This is a genomic window from Dyadobacter sp. LHD-138, assembly GCF_030929615.1.
Taxonomy (GTDB): Bacteria; Bacteroidota; Bacteroidia; order Cytophagales; family Spirosomataceae; genus Dyadobacter.
On the sequence record NZ_JAVFVU010000010.1, the window covers coordinates 179707 to 201281 of the forward strand.

Annotated in this window: 15 protein-coding genes; 7 read left to right on the forward strand and 8 right to left on the reverse strand. The window is 44.0% G+C overall.

What is annotated here, in order from left to right; translation table 11 throughout:
- Position 1: 1 nt before the first annotated feature.
- The gene (locus RB622_RS09520) at positions 2-664 is read left to right on the forward strand and encodes a thiamine diphosphokinase (RefSeq protein WP_308046315.1); all 663 of its coding nucleotides are present in this window, start codon (positions 2-4) and stop codon (positions 662-664) included.
- Here the strand turns inward: RB622_RS09520 and RB622_RS09525 are convergent.
- The 7 genes from RB622_RS09525 to RB622_RS09555 form a co-directional block, all read right to left on the reverse strand.
- A complete protein-coding gene (locus tag RB622_RS09525) occupies positions 645-2291 on the reverse strand; it encodes a M1 family metallopeptidase (RefSeq protein ID WP_308046316.1) in 1647 nt (548 codons plus the stop codon). The two genes, RB622_RS09520 and RB622_RS09525, sit on opposite strands and share 20 nt — an antisense overlap.
- Before the next feature lie 43 nt (positions 2292-2334).
- Entirely contained in the window at positions 2335-3318 is a 984-nt protein-coding gene (locus RB622_RS09530; RefSeq protein ID WP_308046317.1) for a kelch repeat-containing protein, read from the reverse strand.
- Between the two features lie 141 nt (positions 3319-3459).
- Positions 3460-4836: a glucoamylase family protein gene (locus RB622_RS09535; RefSeq protein ID WP_308046318.1), complete on the reverse strand. Its 1377-nt coding sequence runs from the start codon at positions 4834-4836 to the stop codon at positions 3460-3462.
- Between the two features lie 44 nt (positions 4837-4880).
- The gene (locus RB622_RS09540; RefSeq protein ID WP_308046319.1) at positions 4881-6230 is read right to left on the reverse strand and encodes a glucoamylase family protein; all 1350 of its coding nucleotides are present in this window, start codon (positions 6228-6230) and stop codon (positions 4881-4883) included.
- Positions 6231-6365: 135 nt separating this feature from the next.
- Positions 6366-7859 (reverse strand): RagB/SusD family nutrient uptake outer membrane protein, encoded by a 1494-nt coding sequence (locus RB622_RS09545; protein WP_308046320.1) that lies wholly within the window; start codon positions 7857-7859, stop codon positions 6366-6368.
- Positions 7860-7872: 13 nt separating this feature from the next.
- On the reverse strand, positions 7873-10908 hold the full coding sequence (locus RB622_RS09550; protein WP_308046321.1) for a TonB-dependent receptor: 3036 nt from the start codon (positions 10906-10908) through the stop codon (positions 7873-7875).
- 169 nt (positions 10909-11077) lie between these two features.
- Positions 11078-13936: a triple tyrosine motif-containing protein gene (locus RB622_RS09555; protein WP_308046322.1), complete on the reverse strand. Its 2859-nt coding sequence runs from the start codon at positions 13934-13936 to the stop codon at positions 11078-11080.
- An 81-nt stretch (positions 13937-14017) separates the two neighbouring features.
- Here RB622_RS09555 and RB622_RS09560 point away from each other — a divergent pair, with 81 nt between their 5' ends.
- On the forward strand, positions 14018-15394 hold the full coding sequence (locus RB622_RS09560) for a hypothetical protein (protein ID WP_308046323.1): 1377 nt from the start codon (positions 14018-14020) through the stop codon (positions 15392-15394).
- A 90-nt stretch (positions 15395-15484) separates the two neighbouring features.
- Here the strand turns inward: RB622_RS09560 and mdh are convergent, their stop codons facing one another.
- Entirely contained in the window at positions 15485-16411 is a 927-nt protein-coding gene (gene mdh, locus RB622_RS09565) for a malate dehydrogenase (RefSeq protein ID WP_308046324.1), read from the reverse strand.
- A 192-nt stretch (positions 16412-16603) separates the two neighbouring features.
- On the opposite strand from mdh, the gene RB622_RS09570 reads away from it, so the two are divergent.
- From RB622_RS09570 to ruvA, 5 genes are all read left to right on the forward strand, one after another.
- Positions 16604-17035, forward strand: coding sequence for a YkvA family protein (locus tag RB622_RS09570; RefSeq protein ID WP_308046325.1), 432 nt, complete (start codon positions 16604-16606; stop codon positions 17033-17035).
- Between the two features lie 69 nt (positions 17036-17104).
- Positions 17105-17311, forward strand: coding sequence for a twin-arginine translocase TatA/TatE family subunit (locus RB622_RS09575; RefSeq protein WP_090341378.1), 207 nt, complete (start codon positions 17105-17107; stop codon positions 17309-17311).
- Between the two features lie 92 nt (positions 17312-17403).
- Positions 17404-18849: an Asp-tRNA(Asn)/Glu-tRNA(Gln) amidotransferase subunit GatA gene (gene gatA, locus RB622_RS09580; RefSeq protein WP_308046326.1), complete on the forward strand. Its 1446-nt coding sequence runs from the start codon at positions 17404-17406 to the stop codon at positions 18847-18849.
- 232 nt (positions 18850-19081) lie between these two features.
- Complete coding sequence (locus tag RB622_RS09585; RefSeq protein ID WP_308046327.1) at positions 19082-20947, forward strand: LysM peptidoglycan-binding domain-containing protein; 1866 nt, start codon at positions 19082-19084, stop codon at positions 20945-20947.
- A gap of 33 nt (positions 20948-20980) precedes the next feature.
- On the forward strand, positions 20981-21571 hold the full coding sequence (gene ruvA, locus RB622_RS09590) for a Holliday junction branch migration protein RuvA (RefSeq protein ID WP_308046328.1): 591 nt from the start codon (positions 20981-20983) through the stop codon (positions 21569-21571).
- The last annotated feature ends 4 nt before the right edge of the window (positions 21572-21575 follow it).

A 21575-nucleotide genomic window follows, 5' to 3' on the forward strand; every position in this document is an offset into this window, starting at 1 on the left:
AATGTCTTCACACCATATCATTAGAGAAAAACAGGAGCCGGCACTGATTATTGCCAATGGCGAGGCATGCAGTGAGGAGTTATTGGGGCAATTGCTGGAATGGAGCCCGTTGGTACTTGTCCTGGATCATGCCATTTACCGGGTTCTTGAACTAGGCATTAAGATAGATGTCTGGTTGGGGGATTTTGACCAAAATCATGATTTTGAAGATATCAGAACTCGTCAGCATCCTTTAAAGATTGTGCATACGCCGGATCAGGAAAAGACAGATCTTGAAAAAGCCATTGATTATCTTATTGACGAGGGGTTTCCGGCAGCCAATATTGTTTGGGCTACCGGTCGCCGTGCGGATCATTCCATTACCAATATTACCAATCTGGTGCGTTACAAGGAAACGATCCGTTTGGTGCTATTTGACGATTATTCGAAAATTTTCCCGTTATCGGGCGTTTTTGAAAAATGGTATGTGGCAGGAACGCCGGTTTCACTTATTCCCGTTGGTGTTGTAGAGGGGATTGTAACTTCTGGTTTGAAGTATAATCTCAACGATGAAACGCTGACTTTGGGCCACCGGACTGGGAACAGCAATGAGGCGGAAACCGATGGTATGATTCGGATTTCCGCCCGGAACGGGGATCTGTTAATTATGGAATGCTGGGATTAAAAGCTTTTGATTCCACATAGAAGTTAGGGTCTACAACCAGCGTTTTTTCTCCCTTGGTTTTCAAAGTTTTCCATTCTGAAGTGGGCTCAATGAACAGATCTTTTCCTTCACCCAGTTTTATTTTAATGGGCATGTCAAATCCGTTTGCGACATTGGTCCAGCGGTACTGCACACTATTGCCTTTAAAAGAATATTCCAGAACCGGAATACGGGTATCTCTTAAATACTGGTCAAAAACCTTGCTGAGGTCACGTCCCGCGTTTTTACTGATATAACCTTCAATCTGAGCCGTTTCAACGGTTTGATGATAGAAGGTTTTGTTAAGGCCTCTCAATATCTGACGCCATTTTTCGTCATCATTTACGACTTGGCGGATTGTGTGCAGCATATTTCCGCCTTTGTAATACATATCCCGTGAACCTTCCTGATTTACATGGTAGGTACCGATGATCGGCATATCGTTCGCGATAAGTGCGCGGGTACCAATCACATAATCAGAGCCAGCTTCTTTACCAAAATAATATTCCGTGTAAAGGTTTTCGGAATAGTTGGTGAAACTTTCATGAATCCACATATCAGCCACGTCCTTGTAGGTGATGTTGTTGGCAAACCATTCGTGCCCGCTTTCATGGATGATGATAAAATCCCATTTTAATCCCCAGCCGGTTTTGGATAGGTCGCGTCCGAGATAGCCCATTTTGTAGCCATTTCCATAAGTGACCGAACTCTGATGTTCCATACCCAGGTAAGGTACCTCCACCAATTTATATCCATCCTCGTAAAAAGGGTAGGGGCCAAACCAATGTTCAAAGGCCTTAAGCATTTTACCTGCCTGCTGGAATTGAACTTTCGCTTTTTCCAAATTTTCAGGATAGACATAGAAACTTACGGGAAGGTCACCTTTTTCGCCTTTGTAGATTTCTTTCCAGCTTACATAATTTGCTACGTTCATATTTACGCCGTAATTATTAATCGGATTGACAACGGCCCAATTGAAAGTATGGGTATCATCACTATTTTCAACCACGCTGCGGAGTTTTCCGTTGGATACGTCGGTCATCTTTTTCGGGACCGTGACGCTGATCATCATGCTGTCCGGTTCGTCATACATATGATCTTTGCATGGCCACCACACACTTGATCCGAGGCCCTGGCATGAGGTTGAAATAATGGTGTTTCCATTACCATCCGGAACCCACTGCACACCACCATCCCAGGGTGGACGTCGAGCCAGACGCGGACGTCCCGAGTAGAAAACTTCAATGGATTCCAGTTTCCCTTTCTCCTGTTTCTTGCTTAAATCAATAAAGAACGCATTGCCGTCTCTTTTAAACGTAAGCGGTTGCCCGTCCTGAATAACCTTTTCAACTTTTAAAGGTTCCTGTAAATCGACTTGCAAGGTTTGATAGGGCTGCAAAACCCGGTAGTTAATAACGGTGCTGCCGGAAATGGTACTGTCCTTTGCATTTGGACGCACATTCAAATGATAATAGGTGAGATCCCACCATACACGTTCCGGTGTAACAGACCCGCGAAGTGTATCGGCATGGGTAAAAGCAGTTTGTTTTTGAGCAACAGAAAGAAAAGGACTTATTAAGAGACAGAAAGAAAAAAGTTTCTTTAACATTTAATGAACAGATTAGGATCGTTTATAGTCTGATTGTAATTGATTATTCTTCCAGAACTTCCATTGTATTTAGCTCAGGACCAACACCACGATTAGCGGCGCCGGCTGCGATGTACACTTTTTTACGCATTAAAACAGCCTGGGTGCCATGCCGGCCCTGGTGCATGGATGGATATTTTTCCCATTTTTGCGTTTGGGTATTAAATGCTTCTACTTCGTTGTGGGCCTCCACATGGGCATCGCTTTCGCCGCCAATGACGAGGATTTTTCTGTCCCAGGCAATCGTCGTGTTTCCTGCGCGTTTTGTTGGAATATTATTTGAAGCGTCCAGCGTTGTCCATTTACCTGTTTTAAAATCGTAAACGTCTACTTCGGCAATCGTCGTATTGATAACCTGGTTAATTCTCGCAGTGGATAACCGGCCGCCGGCCACATAAAGTTTATTGTCTACCACGGCAACTTGTACGTGATCACGCGGGCGGGGCGCCTCTGGGAGTTGTTGCCAGGTCTGGGTGGCAGGGTTATATTCATCGAACCAGGCTACGTGTCCGTCCCAATGTCCATCCTGGATTCCGCAAACCAGATATATTTTATCATGTAATACAAAAGCACCGGCTGCGCCACGTCTCCGGTTTTCAGGGATTTCCGGTCCCATGCGCCACTCGTTTTTAAGCGGATTGAAGATGTAAATGTTGGGAATAGGGGTTTCGTGGGGAAAACTTCCGGTAAATGCCCCCAAAACATAAATTTCATTTTTAAAAGACAGGGCCTGAAAATGACTCATTTCCAAAGGCGCTTTGCTAAGCGTAACCCAGGTGTCTTTTTTGGGGTCATATTCGTCGACGGATTTTAATCCACGACCACCCAATAGATACAGTTTTCCATTGGCATGGGACATCGCATTTTCGTGCCTTTTATCGGGAAGATTTTCAGGTTCTATGGCACGCCAGATCTGGGCGGCGGCGCTTAAGGTCATTGTAGCCATGACCAGAAGAAGGGCTCCGATTTTGTAGAATGCGTTCATCATAAATTGTTCAGGTATAAGTGCCTTCCGGGATTTTTTTTCGATCCCGGAAGGCTGAGAAATACCATTAAGGTACAATTTATTTTATAAATTTGAAAGATCAGTATCGGCTTCTGATTCCTGCGAATATTGGGTAATGAATGATCAATTTTTGCTGATTGCTTTCAAAGCAGGACTTTCGAAATTCAGTTTTTTTAAACCATTCTGCACGTCCGGATTACTCATGAATAATTTCCATAAAAGACCGGTTCTGTAATTTTCAATCATGACGATGATGGGGCCCTGATCAATTGCCAGATGGGATTTTGCATACCAGTTTTGAGATTCGTTGAAGGAGTCCGTAAAACCGTATTCACTCCATATTTTATCACCCAGATCGTTATAGAAATGCTTTAAAGCCTTCATGGATTGTTCCGGTGTATACGGGAAGGAGGACAAGGCCGCGGTTGGCGTGATCGTTCCAAAATCATTGGTTGGTGAAAAAGCGTTGTAACCATTGTAGGTATCGCTGGCAGTAAGTCCCCAGCTATTTTCTCCATAACCTTTGAATTTACCAGGATTTGCCACACAGTGCTTATAATTGATCATGGTGTGATTCATATTTTGCTCCCAGTAATTGGCGTATTGGTCTTTGAGGTTACGGGGGTCCAGGCCCAGGAACGAGTAATGGGCGAAGAATAGTGGTCCTCCAAAATCAAATCCCAAAGGAAGTTTAACGCCGTAAAATTCTTTGCCGTTTCTGAAATGATCGCTTTGTGCCCAGCATTTATTATAAACCTGAGCACTGATGGGATAACGCGGGGATGAAGCCGCCAGAATGTATGTAATCAGTGCCTCGTTGTAGCCTCTTAGTTCGAAGTTCATGGCCCAGCCGTTATTGGGGCTCCAATGCCAGAACAGCTGGTCAGGATTATCCCGGGTGTACCAATCCCACTCGGCCTCGTCCCAAATCCAGGTTATTCTGTTTCTGAGGTCGCGTTCCGTGTCGCTGTTTCCATTAAAATACTGTTTTGCACAAAGCAGTCCCTGGAACAAAAATGAAGATTCCACTAAATCCCCGCCGTCGTCTTTACGGCTAAATGGAATAATTTTCCCGGTTCCCCCATTAAGCCAGTGCGGGAATATGCCGTGATAATGATCGGCTTTGGACAAGAATTTTACCATTTTTAACAACCTCGCAGACACCGAATCCCGGGGTACCCAGCCACGTTCTGCCGCTACGATCATGGCCATGATACCAAAACCGGTTCCGCCGGTAGTGACTACTTCATCGCCATAGTCAAATGCCGCGTTGCTCCTTTCGCGCGCCATGCCGCTCACAGGATGTCCAAAATCCCAGAAATAACGAAATGTCTGTTTCTGTACGAGCTCAAGCAGTGCGGTATCCGATAAGTTTTTAGGCCTGTTGGCAGGGTTGAAAGCTGGGATGGGCGCCGTTGCCTTTTTCTTTTGTGCTAAACTGTCTGTCGTAGAAAACAGCAGACAGTATAAAATGGCTATGTTTAAAAGTATATATTTCATGATTGGTTAATTAATTTCTTTTTCAATAATTTTTCGTTGAGAAACTATAAACCGGGACTCTGAAAGTCCAGATTTTTTAAGCCGGTTTTGATTTCCGGGCAGCTCATAAACAAATTCCATAATAACTGGCTGCGGTGGTTTTCAATCATGATGATGATAGGCCCCTGATCGATTGCCAGATAGGAATTGGCAAACCAGGGCTGTTTCAGGGAAAATGCATCGTAAAAACCATAGTCTCCCCAGATTTTGTCCCCCAGTTTGTAATAGAAAAATTTTAAAGCTTGCATCGATTCGACAGGCGTGTAAGGAAAGGACGATAAAGCAGCGGTGGGTGCAATAACCCCCTGATCATTGGTCGGTGAACTGGCACTGTATCCGTCCGGAATATCACTTGCTGTCAGTCCCCAGCATTGATCACTATATCCGTAATATTTCAGAGGGTTGGTTTTGCAATAGTTAAAATTGATTAAAGCATGACTGCGGTTTTGGTTAAAATAATTCGTGTACTTGTCAACAAGCAGCTTCGGATTCAGACCGAGAAAGGAGTATTGAGAGAAAAACAGCGGTCCGCCATAGGCGTCTCCCAGCGGAAGCGTGATACCGAGATATTCTCTTCCATTGACAAAGGAGCCATTTCCCGTCCAGCCATTGTCATAAACAATTTTTGGTATGGGATGTGTTGGCGAAGAAACCGCAAGCGCATACGTGATCAGGCATTCATTCCACCCTTTGATGGGCAGGTTCATATCCCAGTTATACTTGGGGCTCCAGTGCCAATACAAAACATTTTCCTTGTTTTTTCTGAACCAGTCCCATTCAACGCCATGCCAGATCGTATTGATGTCATTTCTCAATGCGGTTTCGGCGGCGTCTGTTCCGTTGAAATATTGTCTGGCGGTTAGTAATCCTTGGATGAGGTAAGAAGTTTCAACCAGATCAGCCCCGTCGTCTTTTGTGCTGAATGGGACAACGACTCCGGTGCTTCCGTTGATCCAGTGCGGGAATGCGCCGTGGAATTTTTGGGTATTGCTTTTTAAGAACCCGGTGATTTTCTGCATCCTCTGCAGACCTTCTGCTCTTGTAATAAATCCTCTTTCAATAGCGACAGGGATGGTCATAATCCCAAAACCGCTGCCACCGGAGGTAACTACATCACCGGAAGTATTTCTTTCTCTTGCCAAACCGCTAACCGGGTGTGCGAAGTCCCAGAAGTATTTAAAAGTTTGTTTTTGAACCAATGTCAGGAGCGCCTCGTCCGTAACAACCGGGAATTTGTCTGTGGAGTCTACAACAAAAGTGGAAGGCTTGATAACGTCGGGTGCACCGACCTTGCCGCTGTTACAGCCAAAGGCAATAAACGTCAGAAGGAGCAATAATAAAGAGTGATTTTTCACGGCAAGGCTGATGTTTGGAGTGATTTTCTCCTGATTAGGCAAAAAGAACCCGCAGAAGTGATTTTCGGAAATGTCAGAACATCTGATTTCTTTTATCACTGCCGCGGGTCTTTTCAAGTTTATAGTTAGGTTAATTTAATACCCTGTATTTTGGGTTAGTATCCCACCGCTCAGGTCGATTTCTGTTTGGGGTACCGGCCACACTTCATTTTTATTAGCTTTCCATCCTTTGGGACCAAAAACTTCCGTTCCTCTTCCCTGACGGATGACATCGAAATAACGGTCGTATTCCATCGCCAACTCAGACTGACGCTCTTTCCAGATTGCTTTTTGCAATGTCGCTTTTTCAGTTGCAGTCACTTTTGGTAAAATCGTAGTACTTGCACCTCGGGCTCTCGCACGTACCAATTCAAGAGATGCCAGGGCCTCTGCGCTTTTTCCCAGTTCATTGGCCGCTTCTGCGTTCATCAGCAATACATCAGCATAGCGGATTACACGCACATTTTGCTGCGCTCCTTCATTAAATCCTGAAACGAACAGGCTAAATGGTACATATGATTTTTGGTTGTACATCGGGTTATCTCCTGTGGCAGGGATTACATCACCTTCTGGTGTGGTTTCACCGCGGAAAATAATGGTTGCATCCCTTCTTGGGTCACCGGTTTCATAACTGTCTGCCAATGCTTTTGTCGGGACATTAAAACCCCAGCCTCCGCCAACCACTCCTCTCGTTCCCTGAACCTGAGAATACTGTGAATTGGAAGCATCCTTGTTTTCAAGTACAAGTTCATTCTGAATCTCGAAGATTGATTCCGAAGCGTTCTCATTCTTGACTCTAAACAACTGGTAGTAGTCGGCGAAAAGTGTATACTTCCCTGAATTGACCACCTGCGTTGTCAGGTCATATACCTGCTGCCATTTCTGCTGGTACATGGATACTTTTGCATGCAGTGAAAGTGCAGCTCCTTTGGTAGCACGGCCAAGATCCGATGCTCCGTAAGAAACGGGCAATACCGCTGCGGCTTCCGTCAGATCCTTTTCAATGGCAGCATAAACTTCGGCTTTTGCCGAACGTGGAATATTGTATTCCGCAGTTCCGGCAGGTACTTTCAGACGTAGCGGAATATCTCCGAAGGCACGCACCAGTCTGAAATAAGAATAAGCACGGACAAATTTTGCTTCGGCCAGATAGCGGTCTTTTAAAGCAGCCGTCATTTCAATGGCCGGAACATTATCGAGTACCTGATTGGCATAGTTAATATTCACATACTGGCCTTTCCAGAATCCATCCAGCTGTCCTTCCGTTGAGCCTACTGAAAAGTTGTCATAGGCGTTAAAAAACGTCGCATCAGATGCTGAGCTTCCCTTTTCCGTTTCGTCAGATCCCACGCTTTCGATCGCGATTGGAGCGAAGGCTGTATTCTCCCAGCTGCGAAGGTTGGCGTACATGGCATTCACCGCCTTGGTTGCATCTCCTTCATTTTGCCAGAAAACGTCTCCTGACTGCTTACCTTGCGGATCTGTATCCAGGAAACTGTCCTGGCATGATGTAGGTAAAAATAATATGGAAGCCAGACCGGCATAAAGTCCGATCCTTCCCAATCCTGTTTTAAAATTTATATTTTTCATAGTCCGGTTCGTCTTAGAAAGTAACATTGATACCAAAGTTGTAGGTTGCTGATAACGGATACACGTTAGCATCAATACCTGCCTGGGTTGGCTTGTTTTCGTTTGCTCTTACTTCTGGCGAAAGTCCTTTGTATTTGAAGAAATTAAGAGCATTTTGCGCATTGGCGTAGATTCTCAATTTTTTTAGTTTGAGACGATCCGTAATTTTTGCAGGGAAAGTATATCCAAGCTGCGCATTTCTGACACGGAAGTAGCTTCCGCTTTGAACGAAAAATGAATTCGGAAGGTAGTTGGTTCCGCCACCGATGTTCGCAGACGGGTATGTATTCGAAGTACCTTCACCATGCCATCTGTTATCGAAATAATCCTTGGTGAAATTTTCGTTACCAAAACGCCATCCCATGTTTGCATTGTAGATATCAACTTTGGCAACCCCTTGGAAATCCAGCATCAAATCGAACCATTTGTAATTCCAGCTGGTGTTGATACCATAGGTATATTTTGGATTAGGATTTCCAATGATCTGGCGGTCCAACCCGGTGATGTTGCCATCCGGTGTACCAGCGCTTCCACTGATGTCGCGGTATCTGAAATCACCCGGTTTAGCCGTTTTCTGAGCCGATCCGTCAATTTCTGCCTGGTTTTGGAAAATGCCATCCACGATGTATCCGTAGAACGAACCAATCGGATCTCCGACTCTTGTTCTTGTTGCGAGTGCACCGCCCGTAAGTCCAACGCCACCATCATAAATTGGATTGGCACCAGTGGACACAGATAATACTTTGTTATTGTTAACGCTTCCGTTCACGCCAATGCTGTAAGAAAGGTTTTCGCCGATATCCTCTTTCCAGCTGATAGCCGCTTCGAAGCCTTTGTTTTGGAAATCAGCCTGGTTGCCGATGATTTTTCCAGTGGCTGTTCCGATTGAAGCCAGGATGGGAAGATCGAAAATCGCACGTTCGGTTTTCTTGGTATAATAATCCAGTTCAACAGTAAGGCGATTTTTCATCAAGGAAGCTTCCAAACCGATATCTGTTCCCACACCACGTTCCCAAACGGTCACCGGCGGGATGATGGAGTTGATACTTGCACCCGTGTTAACCGTTCCACCAAAAATAGCAGCCAAATTTCCTCCGGTTGCAACCGTCAGGGTAGACAGGTTTGAAGGAACCGAGGCATTCCCTATTTTACCCCAGCTTGCACGAAGTTTAAGGTTATCAAATATCTTTTGATCTTTCATGAAACTTTCATTGCTGATAACCCAGCCGGCACCTACCGATGGAAAATAGCCCCAGGCATTACCGCCCTGATAAAATTTGGATGATCCATCCGCTCTTAAAGATGCATTGATGAGATACCGGTCAGAAAATGCGTAGTTAACACGTCCGAAGTAGGAAGAATATGTAGCAAGATCTCCTTCGTCCGTTACGTTTCTTCCATTCACGTTACCCAATGTAAGGTATAAATCACCTTCACTGGCATAAGGAACATCGCGGGCGGAAGCCGTTAATTTATACGACTGGTCATGTTGTGCGGACTGTCCGAGAAGAACTGTGAAATTATGTTTCCCGATCTCTTTGGTATAGGTTAATGTATTTTCAAAGATCCAGTAACGTGCTTGTGGACGTGTGAAGGTCAAAAGACTGTTGGTGTTGCGTTGTGCAACCGTAGCCGCGTAAACCGGTACATAAGCCCTTGTCTCATCCTGTGAATAACGACCACCAAGGCTGGTTTTGAATGTGAAGTCTTTCAGGAATGACAATTCTGCGTAGGCATTGGCTGTCAGAAGTGTCTTTTTTGTGTTTTGATTGTAAACATCAACCGTAACCTGCGGATTAAAATTGGCACCATCTCCAAGATTCAGTTTGGAGGGATCTCCATAGGTTCCGTCAGCATTGTACACGGAAAGCGCGGGAGACGCAGCGTATAACTGTCTGAAAATACCGCCTGCTTCGTCCCGGGATTTGCTGAAAGCCCCTGTTGCTGTATAACCAACACGAAGATTTTTGGCAACCTGGAAATCATTCTGGAAACGGGCTGTATAACGTTTGAAATTATTTTTTTCAACAATACCATCCTGGTTCAGATAGCCCAGAGAGAAATTGTAAGTTGATTTTTCGCCACCGCCGCTCACAGAAATCTGGTGATTGGTGATGAATGCATCACGGAGGATCTGCTTGTACCAGTCTGTACCCTCGCCATATTGGGTCGGATCCAAAATCTGCTTTCCGCCGTTGATATTGCTCAACTCATTAATAATCGTTGCATACTGATTCGCATTTGCCATTTTGACCTGGTTGGTCACTTTTTGAACACCGACATAACCATTGTAATCGACGATTGCTTTGCCGGATTTCCCTTTTTTTGTCGTGATCAGCACAACACCATTTGCTGCACGTACCCCATAAATGGATTGGCTTGATGCATCTTTCAGGATATTCATACTTTCAATATCCGCCGAGTTTAGGAAGCTGATATCGTCAAACCAGACACCATCTACAACATAAAGCGGGTTAGGGCTACCATAGGCCGTACCGACGCCGCGGATACGGATTTGAGGCGCTTCGCCTGGTTTTCCGGAATTGTTTACCTGGACACCGGCAACTTTTCCCTGAAGACCGCTAACCGGGTTCATGGAAGATTGCTTGGAGATTTCCGCTCCCTTGATTGAAACCACAGACCCCGTTACGTCTACCTTTCTTTGTGACCCGTATCCAATCACCACTACTTCATTTAAAGCGCGGGCATCTTCCTGAAGTGCTACATTAATAACCGAGTTTGCGCCAACGGTTATTTCCTGCGTGAGCATCCCAATCATCGAAATAACCAGAACCGAGCTCGAAGAAGGAACCTTGATGTTAAAACTGCCATCGCTATCAGTAGGAACTCCAGTGGTTGTTCCTTTAAGTAATACACTGGCTCCCGGAAGCGCTGAGCCGTCTGCTGCTGAAGTGACCTTGCCTGTTATGTTAATTTCCTGAGCGAATGCAAGCGTGGTGCTGCACGTCAGAAATATCAACAAGTACAGTGATCGTACATATCCATTCATTGGTGATTAATTAAGTGTATTGAACTTTTAGAAGATTAAATTGTCTTCCAAAGCTAAGTACTAATCATGGCCATTGTCAAAAATACCACTACATCACCACTACATCAATGAGAATAATGCAACAAAATATAGTATTTTATTGCATTAAAATTGGTTTTGTCTCATCCATTCATACGTCCATCATATACTCCGTCAGGTTAAGATCGTTGTCTAAGTCCAGTTTTTTTCTTAGACGATAACGCTTGATTTCGATTCCACGGACAGAAATTCCAAGTACGGGAGCCATTTCTTTACTGGAAAGATTCATACGCAGGCAAGCGGCAAGGCGTAGTTCGGAGGGAGAGATAGCAGGGCATATTCTTTTCAGTCTTTTGAAAAATTCATCATGAACTTCGTTGAAATTTTCTTCAAACAATACCCAGTCATCTTTGCCTGCTACGTTTCTTTCTATACTGTTTAACAATTTCTGGTAATGAATATTTGGGAGCTGCTGTCCGAGTTCCTGCTTCACCTGTTGCAGCTCATCACGTATCTCTTGCAGAATTTCATTTTTACGAACCACGTTAATCGCGACATTGCTCAGTTGCTGACTTTTATTTTTGATTTCATTCTGAAGGTTTTCATTGGTGATTTCAATAATCCTTCTTTCACTAATCAGTTTTTGCTGGCGGAGTTTTTCTTCCTGTTCCTTGATCAGTTTTTGCCGGTGACTGACCAGTCTTTTTTCCTGAAAAATGATAATGCCCGTTAAAACTGCGGCAGCAATCAAAATAAACAGAAGTCTCGCCCACCCTGTCTCATACCAGTAGGGTTTGACGGTAAAATGATAGGTCGTGATCTGATTATTCAGGCCACTTTTTATTTCAAAGATGTATTTGTCGGAAGCCAGGTTGGTGTAGTCAACATAACTTTCATCGGTCCATTCTGACCATTGTTCCGAAAGCCCTCGTAGACGGTATTTGTATTGTACATCCTGCCCGAAAACCGGCAATGCGTACATGATTCGGATTGAGCGAACATCCGCTGGTAAAGTGGGATTGCTTTTGGTCTGAAACACCTCCGACAGGTTTCTCAGGTTAATAACCTTGCGGATTGCCGGTTTTAAAGTTGCGGTGACGGGTTTTTCTCCAAAATTTCGGTCATATAAGGCGTAACCATTGTCAAGGCAAAAGAAATAATACCTTTTCGATAAAGGTATGACGGTCTCACTATTGCGGATCAACGCTAGTTCCAGTGTCCTTGGCTCGTTTTTATGATAAAAAACAACCTGATTAAGGTAGATTTTAAACCAGTCGCCGTCGCTGCCGGTTCTGATTTTAAAGACATTGTCATCCAGGATGCCCAGATTCTTATAAGGCAGGAGTTTGTGGTTATTGTCTGGCTGGAAGAAGTTATTCCCCGACCGCACCAATACACCTTGTTTCCAGGGCGTGATCTCAACAGCATATTCACTTGGGATATCCTGGGGCGAGCGGTACTCTTTCCACGAAATTGCGGAATCCAGTGCGGGTGTTAAAACGATATGATACAAACCCCTGTAAGCGTGGGCAATCCAAAAAGAACCATCTTTTGTCCTGACGATCTGTTTGGCGGGAATTGGCGGAATGCCTTTCACGGCGGCATGATAAGTCCAGATGCCCTTAGGGTCTCTTTTGTAAGTATGCAGCCCGGTATAAGATCCCTGAAGCAACAGTGTATCTTGTTTTGTGGCGATGGGCATAAATACCCAGCCCCCGTTGATTGGAGATATTTTTTTGACGCCGTTTTCTTCAATCCGGAAAGTAGCGTCATTGTGGCCAACCAGCAATTGATCGTTCAGTACTTTTAAATTCCAGGTTTGCCCTTCCAGTCCCCGGATTGGCCGGAATGGCTCGGACGACGGCCATTTCTTTACAAATACACCGTTATTAGAGCCAATGTAAAGTTTATCCTTCCAGATCGCTGCGGCATAGGCAGATCCGAGTGGGTTGTCATTGGTTTGATAGGAAGTAATCGGGGAAGAGAGTTTAATAAGGTCTATACCCTGGTCGAGACCCAGCCACAAATGTTTGCGACTATCCTCAAACAGGGATAAAACGGTGTTGTTTTGCAGACCATTTTCCTTTTTGATCTGGTATTTTAAATTTCCGTTTTTGTCGATGATGTATAATCCGTTTGAAATCGTGCCAAAAGCAAAACTGCTGTCCGCGCTTAGCACGACGGCTTTGTTGATAATATTTTGTTTTAAATCACCGGCGATAGCTATTTTCCATTCTGAAAACTTTCTGTTATCCCAGATAAATAAACCTTGTTTGGAAGTTGTAATTAAAACCCGGTTGTCGGAAAACGGAAGGATACTCGTAACAACAGCCGATGCGAAAAATTCACTGCCGGCTAGTTTTACAAACTTATTTCCGACCAGTTCATAGAGTCCTTTGTTGAGGAACTGTATGAAAAGTCTGTTCCTGACATTCCGCATGAACATGAAATTGTCTTTCGAGAGCAGTTCAGTGATTTTTTTGCCGTCGTACCGGTAAATTCGGGAGAATGACTGGAAGTAAATATTATTTCCGGCCTTTAAAATATGCCAGATTTCTTCTGTTTGTAAACTTTTAAAATTGGTGCCTTTGCTTAACGAATGATAGACCAGCTGGCTCTTTTCATTCTTTTTCCAATACCCGAATTCGGAATATCCACCGACATAAACGCGGGTACCCCCACTCGGTGCGGTGTCGCATAAAACTGTCCTGACAATCTGTCGGTTATGGAAAGGATATAACTTCCATACCGCGCCATCATATTCAAGCAGCCCATCAGAATTTGCAGCGTAAAGGACGTTGTCCTTGCTTTGATCTATGGCCCAGTTCTGGTTGTGCGCTTTATAGAGTGTATTCGGAAAATTGACAAGCGGAGGCGTCTCCTGTGCGGTTGCAGAAGAAAAAAACAAAAATAAAAACAGTATAACGCCGTTAAAAATGTACTTCTGTTTGGTGCAACGGTTGTAAAGAGACATGTTTAAACGGCATTCTTTTTTTACTAAAAGAAACATTTTAACCTATTTTTTAATAACGTTCAACTCTTTATTAAGGGTAATATACGCTATTAGCTATGAAACAATAAACGTATGGGAATGAAAAAAGTACTTTGTTCAATTTTACTGGCTTCATCTGGAGTCATGGCGGAAATCAAGCCAACGAATGACAATAACAAAAGCGATATCCGGTATAGTTTAAATCCTTCGGGCTCGCATTATATCAAATTCACATTTACCAATCAGGCCTGGTTCCGGTTCAATGAGAACAATCCTGGCACAACGGTTTTGAGCGATCCTGCTACCAACACTTTTGATATTGGTCTGCGTCGTACGCGGATGCAGCTGTTTGGGCAGATCACCGATCGTGTCTTTTTTTATACACAGTTTGGATTAAACAATTTTAATAAAACAAATGGTTTCCCGGGTTATAATACGGCCGGAACGCCGAGCAACAGAAAAGTCGCCGCATTCTTCCATGACGCGCTTGGTGAATACGAGATTCAGCGCAAAGGCAATAGCTTCATCCGTTTTGGGGGAGGTTTGACGGTCGTTAATGGCCTTTCTCGTTTTTCTCAGCCAAGCATTGGTACCATCATGACCATGGATGTCCCAATATTTGCACAGGCAACGGTAGATCAGACGGACCAGTTTGCGCGTAAACTGGCCATTTACAGCCGTGGACAAGTTGGTAAATTTAATTATCGGGTAGCGGTAGCCGATCCTTTTCCGATTGAAACAAATGGATCTGTTCCTCCGGTGTTAGGAGCCAACGCAGTTTTTGCTCAGAAGAAACACAAAAAGCAACTTGACGGATTATTGATCTATAATATTTTTGATACAGAGGACAATACCACACCGGGTTATATGACCGGTACTTATCTGGGGAAACGTAAGGTTTGGAATATTGAGGCTGGATTTATCGCACAGAAAAATGCAACCTGGAGAAGAGAAGGGGCTGATACACTTTACAGCAATATGAATCTGTGGTCGGTGGCGTCTTACCTTGACATGCCGCTTGACAAAGAAAAAGGGACGGCAGTTTCCGGTTACCTTGGATTTTTCCACATGGATTATGGTAAGGGTTACCTGCGTTATAACGGCAGCATGAATCCTGCAACGGGGACAACACTCCCGATAGCGGGCGCGAGCGGAACGCATGGTAATGCCTACCCGATGTTCGGGACCGGTAATGTTACCTATGCGCAAGCCGGCTATAAATTCAAAGACGGATTGCTTGGCAGCCAGGGAACGCTGATACCATTTGCATCTTTACAGCATTCGGATTATGAACGTTTAAAAGATCCGTTGAATCTCTATAATGTGGGGGTCAACTGGATTATTAAAGGAAATAACGCAAAACTGACTTTGAATTACGAAAATCGTCCCGTTTATAAAAACGGCGTCGTTGCCAATGAGTTGGTGAAAGACGGCAGAAAAGGCGCCTGGATTCTTCAATACCAGGTTTCGATCTGATAAAATACGTCGGGTATCGTAGTGGGAATAACAAAGAAGTCAACTTTTTAAAAGTTGACTTCTTTCATTTATAGTCCTGATGTTTTTTTATTAGAACGTCAATGCACCATTCATCGCACGAACGGCTTCGGCTGATTTTTCGTAAGCAGCTTTTTCTGCGTCGCTCAAACGCAGGTTGATGATTTTTTCCCAGCCATTGCGGCCCAAAACCACAGGGACGCCCATGCAAATATCTTTCTGGCCATATTCTCCGTTCAGATAAACACCGCAGGGAACAATGCGTTTCTGGTTGCGGACGATGCTCTCAACCATCATGGCTGCCGCTGCACCCGGTGCATACCAGGCAGAGGTTCCGATGAGTTTGGTCAATGTCGCCCCCCCGATCATGGTATCAGCAGCAATTTGTTCAAGTTTTTCGGCTGAAAGGAAACGACTTACTGGTATTCCATTATAAGTGGCAAGGCGTGTTAAAGGAATCATGGTTGTATCACCATGTCCGCCGATTACCATGCCGTGGATATCACTTGGGGAAACTTCCATCGCCATGGCCAGATAGGTCTTGAAACGGGCACTGTCCAGAGCTCCGCCCATCCCGATAATCCGTTTTTTAGGGATATCTGCTTCTTTGAAAGCAAGATAGGTCATCGTATCCATTGGATTGGAAACGACTATAATAATGGCTTTTGGAGAATATTTTAAAATATTTTCAGTAACTGATTTTACGATGCCGGCATTAATTCCGATCAGCTCTTCGCGGGTCATACCAGGTTTGCGGGGAATACCGGAAGTGATGACAACTACGTCAGATCCTTTTGTTTTTTCATAGTCATTGGTGGAGCCAACAGGCTTGGTATTGAAACCCAGCAACGCGGCAGTCTGGTACATATCCAATGACTTTCCTTCACTTACACCTTCTTTGATATCCAGCAACACTAATTCTTCCGCCAATTCGCGACGAATGATATTGTCGGCTGTGGTTGCACCCACAGCGCCAGCGCCTACGACAGTAATCTTCATAAAAAAATGTATTTAATTGTGTAAAAATTAATGTTTTGAAATATACCCTAAAAATAGGTTACATAATTTATTAAAACGACTAGCCGATTCAATTTTTGTGTGAAAAGTAGCACGCTCACATCCGTGATGCAATTTTTTACGTAAATAGATAGTTATATTGGCACCATAAATCACTTTTTCTTATTTTAGAGAATGAATGACGAGTCACTAATATCGAAAATATTACATTCCATTTTTTTTAGAAAAGCCACCGGTAAGGCCGGACGTTATGCCAGTAATACCAGTCGCTTATTTCAATTGGTAAAAGACGTTGCCGGCAAATTACAAACCGTGGGGTTCAAAGGAAACCTGGCCGAGTTTCAGAGCAGTGTTCAGTTGCTGATCAGGATGGTGAAAGCTTATTCTTCGGGTGCCTACAAGAATCTGCCATGGAAAAGCCTGGTTTCGATTGTGGCGGTGCTGATCTATTTTGTTTCGCCGATTGACCTTATCCCTGATTTTCTGCCGGTTATAGGAATTACGGATGACATAGCCCTGGTACTATGGCTAATTAAGACGCTGGGGGAGGATATTCGTAAATTCAGCGAGTGGGAAAAGAACGAAAAAACAATTAATATCGGATAAAGTGTCTGATTATTTTAGTTCTTTTCGAAATATTAAGTATTTTTGTAAACATATAATCAAAGAATAGATATGGAATCAGTAACTGTTTTAGGTGGAATTATGGGGTTGGGTGGACAAGAGATATTTTTGGTAGCCTTGTTCGTTTTGCTGTTCTTCGGGGCGAAGAAAATTCCTGAGTTAATGCGTGGTTTAGGCCAGGGAATTAACGAATTCAAAAACGCTACCAAAGACGTAAAGGAGAATATTGAAAAAAGTATGGAAGATACCACCAAGTAATCTTTCCATCGTATTGCGTACATAACAGAGCCGTTTAGTAGACACTTAAATGGCTCTGATTCTTTATTTATTACCCGCCAAAAATAATTAAGTTGAAAGAGTACCCGACGCTGACCGAAATACAAAATGATTTGCGTGAAGGAGGTTTGACCTGCGTGCAGTTGGTGAATCATTATTTGGAAAGGATTGAGTCCAATGCCCATTTAAATGTTTTCGTTGATGTTTATTCAGAAGAAGCCCTGCTTTTAGCTTCTGAGGTTGACACAAAAATAAAGAACGGAACCGCTGGCCGGCTTGCAGGCCTTGTCATTGGTCTGAAAGATGTTTTGGCCCACAAAGGCCACGGCGTTCAGGCAGGAAGCCGTATTCTGGATACCTATAAATCTCCTTATACCGCCACGGCAGTTCAGCGTCTTCTGGATGAGGATGCCATCGTTATCGGTCGACAAAACTGTGACGAATTTGCCATGGGTTCTTCCAATGAAAATTCATCTTTTGGTCCGGTACTGAATGCCGCGGATCCTTCGAAAGTTCCGGGTGGTTCGTCGGGCGGTTCTGCCGTTGCCGTGCAGGCAGGCTTATGCCACGTTTCTTTGGGTAGCGATACCGGAGGATCGGTACGTCAGCCCGCTGCTTTTTGCGGTGTTATAGGGGTGAAGCCATCGTACGGCCGGGTTTCCCGCTGGGGACTTTTAGCCTATGCTTCTTCTTTTGACTGCATAGGGCCTATTACGAAAAGTGTGGAAGATGCCGCTTTGATCCTGGAGATCATGGCAGGTGGAGATGATTTTGACAGTACCGTATCTGCCAAGGCAGTACCCGCTTATACAAAAAAACTGGAATGGAGCGGAAAGGCCAGAATTGGCTATCTCCGGAATTCAGTAGAAAATGAAGCGATTGCTCCTGAGATCAGGGAACAGACGCTTGATGTTTTAAATCGCCTGCGTGCCCAGGGACATGAGGTTACGCCGATTGCAATGCCGCTTCTCGATTATTTATTACCAACCTATTATATTCTGACCACAGCCGAAGCCAGCTCGAATTTATCAAGATTTGATGGCGTCAGGTACGGAAGCAGATCAGTGGCCACCGGTGATTTGGAAGCACTTTATAAGAACACACGTACAGAAGGTTTTGGAGAAGAAGTGAGGAGAAGAATATTATTAGGTACTTTTGTTTTAAGTGCAAATTATTACGACGCATACTATACCAAGGCGCAACGCGTTAGAAGATTGGTGCGAGAAGAAACCGAACGCTTTTTTGAACAGTTCGACTTCCTGATTTCTCCGGTTACGCCGACAACTGCGTTTACCATTGGAGAGAAAACGGATGATCCTTTGCAGATGTATCTGGCCGATATATTTACTGTTCAGGCCAATGTGGTAGGAAATCCTGCGATTTCTATTCCAAATGGTGTCGATAGAGACGGTATGCCGATCGGGGTACAAATCATGGCACCGTTTTTTGCGGAGGAAAAGATGCTATCATTTGCAAACCATCTTTCGGCGACTTTAAAAGAGGATATTTTAGAAGTATAAATTAGAATAAAAAATAATAAGGATTGGCGTAAATTTTTTTGAACAGATTAACCGTTTCAATTGCTGTTTACGACACAACAAAAGCTGAAAGAACCGTGCCTAAATAAATAATTTCCGGAAATACTTGCGATGGAAATTATAAATAGTATGTCATTTTATAAAAAAGTATTCATCATCAGACATTGACTATTTGATAACAGGAATTGATTAACCCATCAAAAAGCATTAATTAATGAAGATTTCAAAAAGAGTATTGTGGCTTGGAGCCGTGTGTGCAGGATTGTGGAATTCGCCGGTTATGGCGACAATACAAAGAGAGAAATTAGAAATTGGTCCGGATACGCTCGGAATCGCAGCAGAAGCTGACGGGAATTCTGAAATTCCGGCACTCCCAAATGTTGAGGAGATCGGTTTAACACCTGCAATTCCGGAAGAGTTGCTCCGTGAACGTTTCGCCAAACTGGAAAAATCAATCCCCCTGACGTATCATAAATCGTCGCACGAGTTTGTTGAATACTTTATCTATAAAAAGACGAAGTTTACAATCAGTATGATGGAAAAAATGCCATTGTACTTCCCCCTATTTGAAAAAACACTTCAAAAATACGGCCTTCCGACGGAGCTTAAATACCTGTCGATGATCGAATCAGGGCTCAATCCTACGGCATTATCAAGAGTTAGAGCGGGTGGTCTTTGGCAGTTTATGCCAGCGACGGGCCGTGAATTCGGATTGTATCAGGATAGCTACATTGACGAACGTTTTGAGCCGGTAAAAGCGACCGAAGCGGCTTGCAGATATCTGAAACAGCTTTATAATATTTTTGGAGACTGGGAACTTGCCCTCGCTTCCTATAACACAGGTCCTGGTAATGTAAAACGTGCCATGCGCCGTTCGCGCGGAACCACTTTCTGGACCATTTATAACGTACTTCCGAAAGAAACAAGGTCTTACGTGCCGCAATATGTAGCGATGAACTACATGATGAATTACGGTAATGACCATGGCGTATACGCGCAGAATATGGAATATCAGATTCCAAACGACACGATTCATGTGAATGGGTACATTAACCTGACTACGTTCTGTCAGCAAAGCGGAATTGATTTTGAGGAACTGACGAAGCTGAATCCACAGCTGACCAAAACAATACTTCCGGATCAGACGCGTGATTTTGTTTTGAAAGTACCAAGTGTAAAATATACTTATCTGGTTAGCAACAGGAATATTATCATGGATTCCTGCACCCGGCGGTTCCTGCCATCCGGTTTGGTATTGGCGAAACTTGACAGCGCGAAGGCTGATTCGTTTAGAAACGGCGCGTTCCCTTACGCCTATGTTGACGGGGACGGGGAAGAATTTGAGGACGCGGGTATTACGAAAATCCAATCCAAAAAATCTTCGCATACGGTTAAGAGAGGAGAAACCCTTCAGTCGATTTCGAGAAAATATGATGTCAGGGTTGCAGAACTGAAAAAATGGAACCGCATTCGTAGAAATGCTCTTCAGAGAGGCCAGCGACTGGTTGTTTACAAAAATGTTAAAGTGACAGTAAAACCGGCTTTGGTAGCTTCACGTAAAGCAGTAAAAGAGCCTGTTACAAACGACTCACTGGGCAAAGTAGCTTTGACAACCGTCAATGAAGCGGCGGAAGAAAGTGGAGAAGAGGTGCAGGAAGTGGCAAGTGTTACAAAAATCAAATCCAAAAAATCTTCACACACCGTTAAGGGAGGAGAAACGCTGGAATCGATTTCGAGGAAATATGGTGTTGAGATTGCTGAGCTGAGAAAATGGAATGGCATCCGTAGAAGCGCCATCCGCAAAGGACAGAAACTGGTCGTTTACAAAGATGTTAAGGTGACCGTACCGACTACGCTGGTTGCCTCTGCGAAAGTTGAAAAAGACGACCTGGCAAGAACGGAAAAAGAAGAACAAAGAAAATCAAGACATATTAAAATGCGTTACCACACCGTTCAGCATGGTGATACGCTATGGAATATCTCCCAACGTTATGGATTGCCTATTGATTATCTTAAACGGGCAAATAAGATCAGAGGAAACGAGATCAAGCCAGGTATGAAGCTGATTGTATCAAGCTAGACAAGTTGTAATTAACGCACATACTATAAACATATGATTGCCTACGTTGACGGAACAGTGACTTATAAAGATCCTGCATTTGCCGTTATTGATGTTCAGGGACTGGGTTATGAAGTTCGTATTTCATTACAGACCTACACGGCAATGCCCGAGGTCGGGAAGCGGTGTAAACTCGTTACTTATCTGAATATACGCGAGGATGCCCACGTGCTTTTCGGTTTTTTGGAAAGTGATGAAAAGAAACTATTTTTAGATTTGATAAGCATTTCCGGCGTGGGACCTTCTACCGCTTTGGTTATGCTTTCTTCGCTCTCGTCGCCGGAGATCCGCCAGGGTATCATCGACGAGGATTTGCGTTTAATTCAGTCTATTAAAGGCATTGGATTAAAAACAGCGCAAAGGGTTATTCTGGAATTAAGTGATAAAATGCGCAAAGATGCAATGCTTACGACCGGTGTGAAAACGACGGGCAGTTCGAATGGTGCCTTGAAAAGCGAAGCTTTGGCTGCTTTGGTTACGCTGGGTATTCCAAAAGCCACAGCCGAAAAAAGCGTGGATGCTATTATCAAACGTGAGGGATATGCGATAACTGTCGAGCAATTGATTAAATTGGCACTTCGCTAGTCAT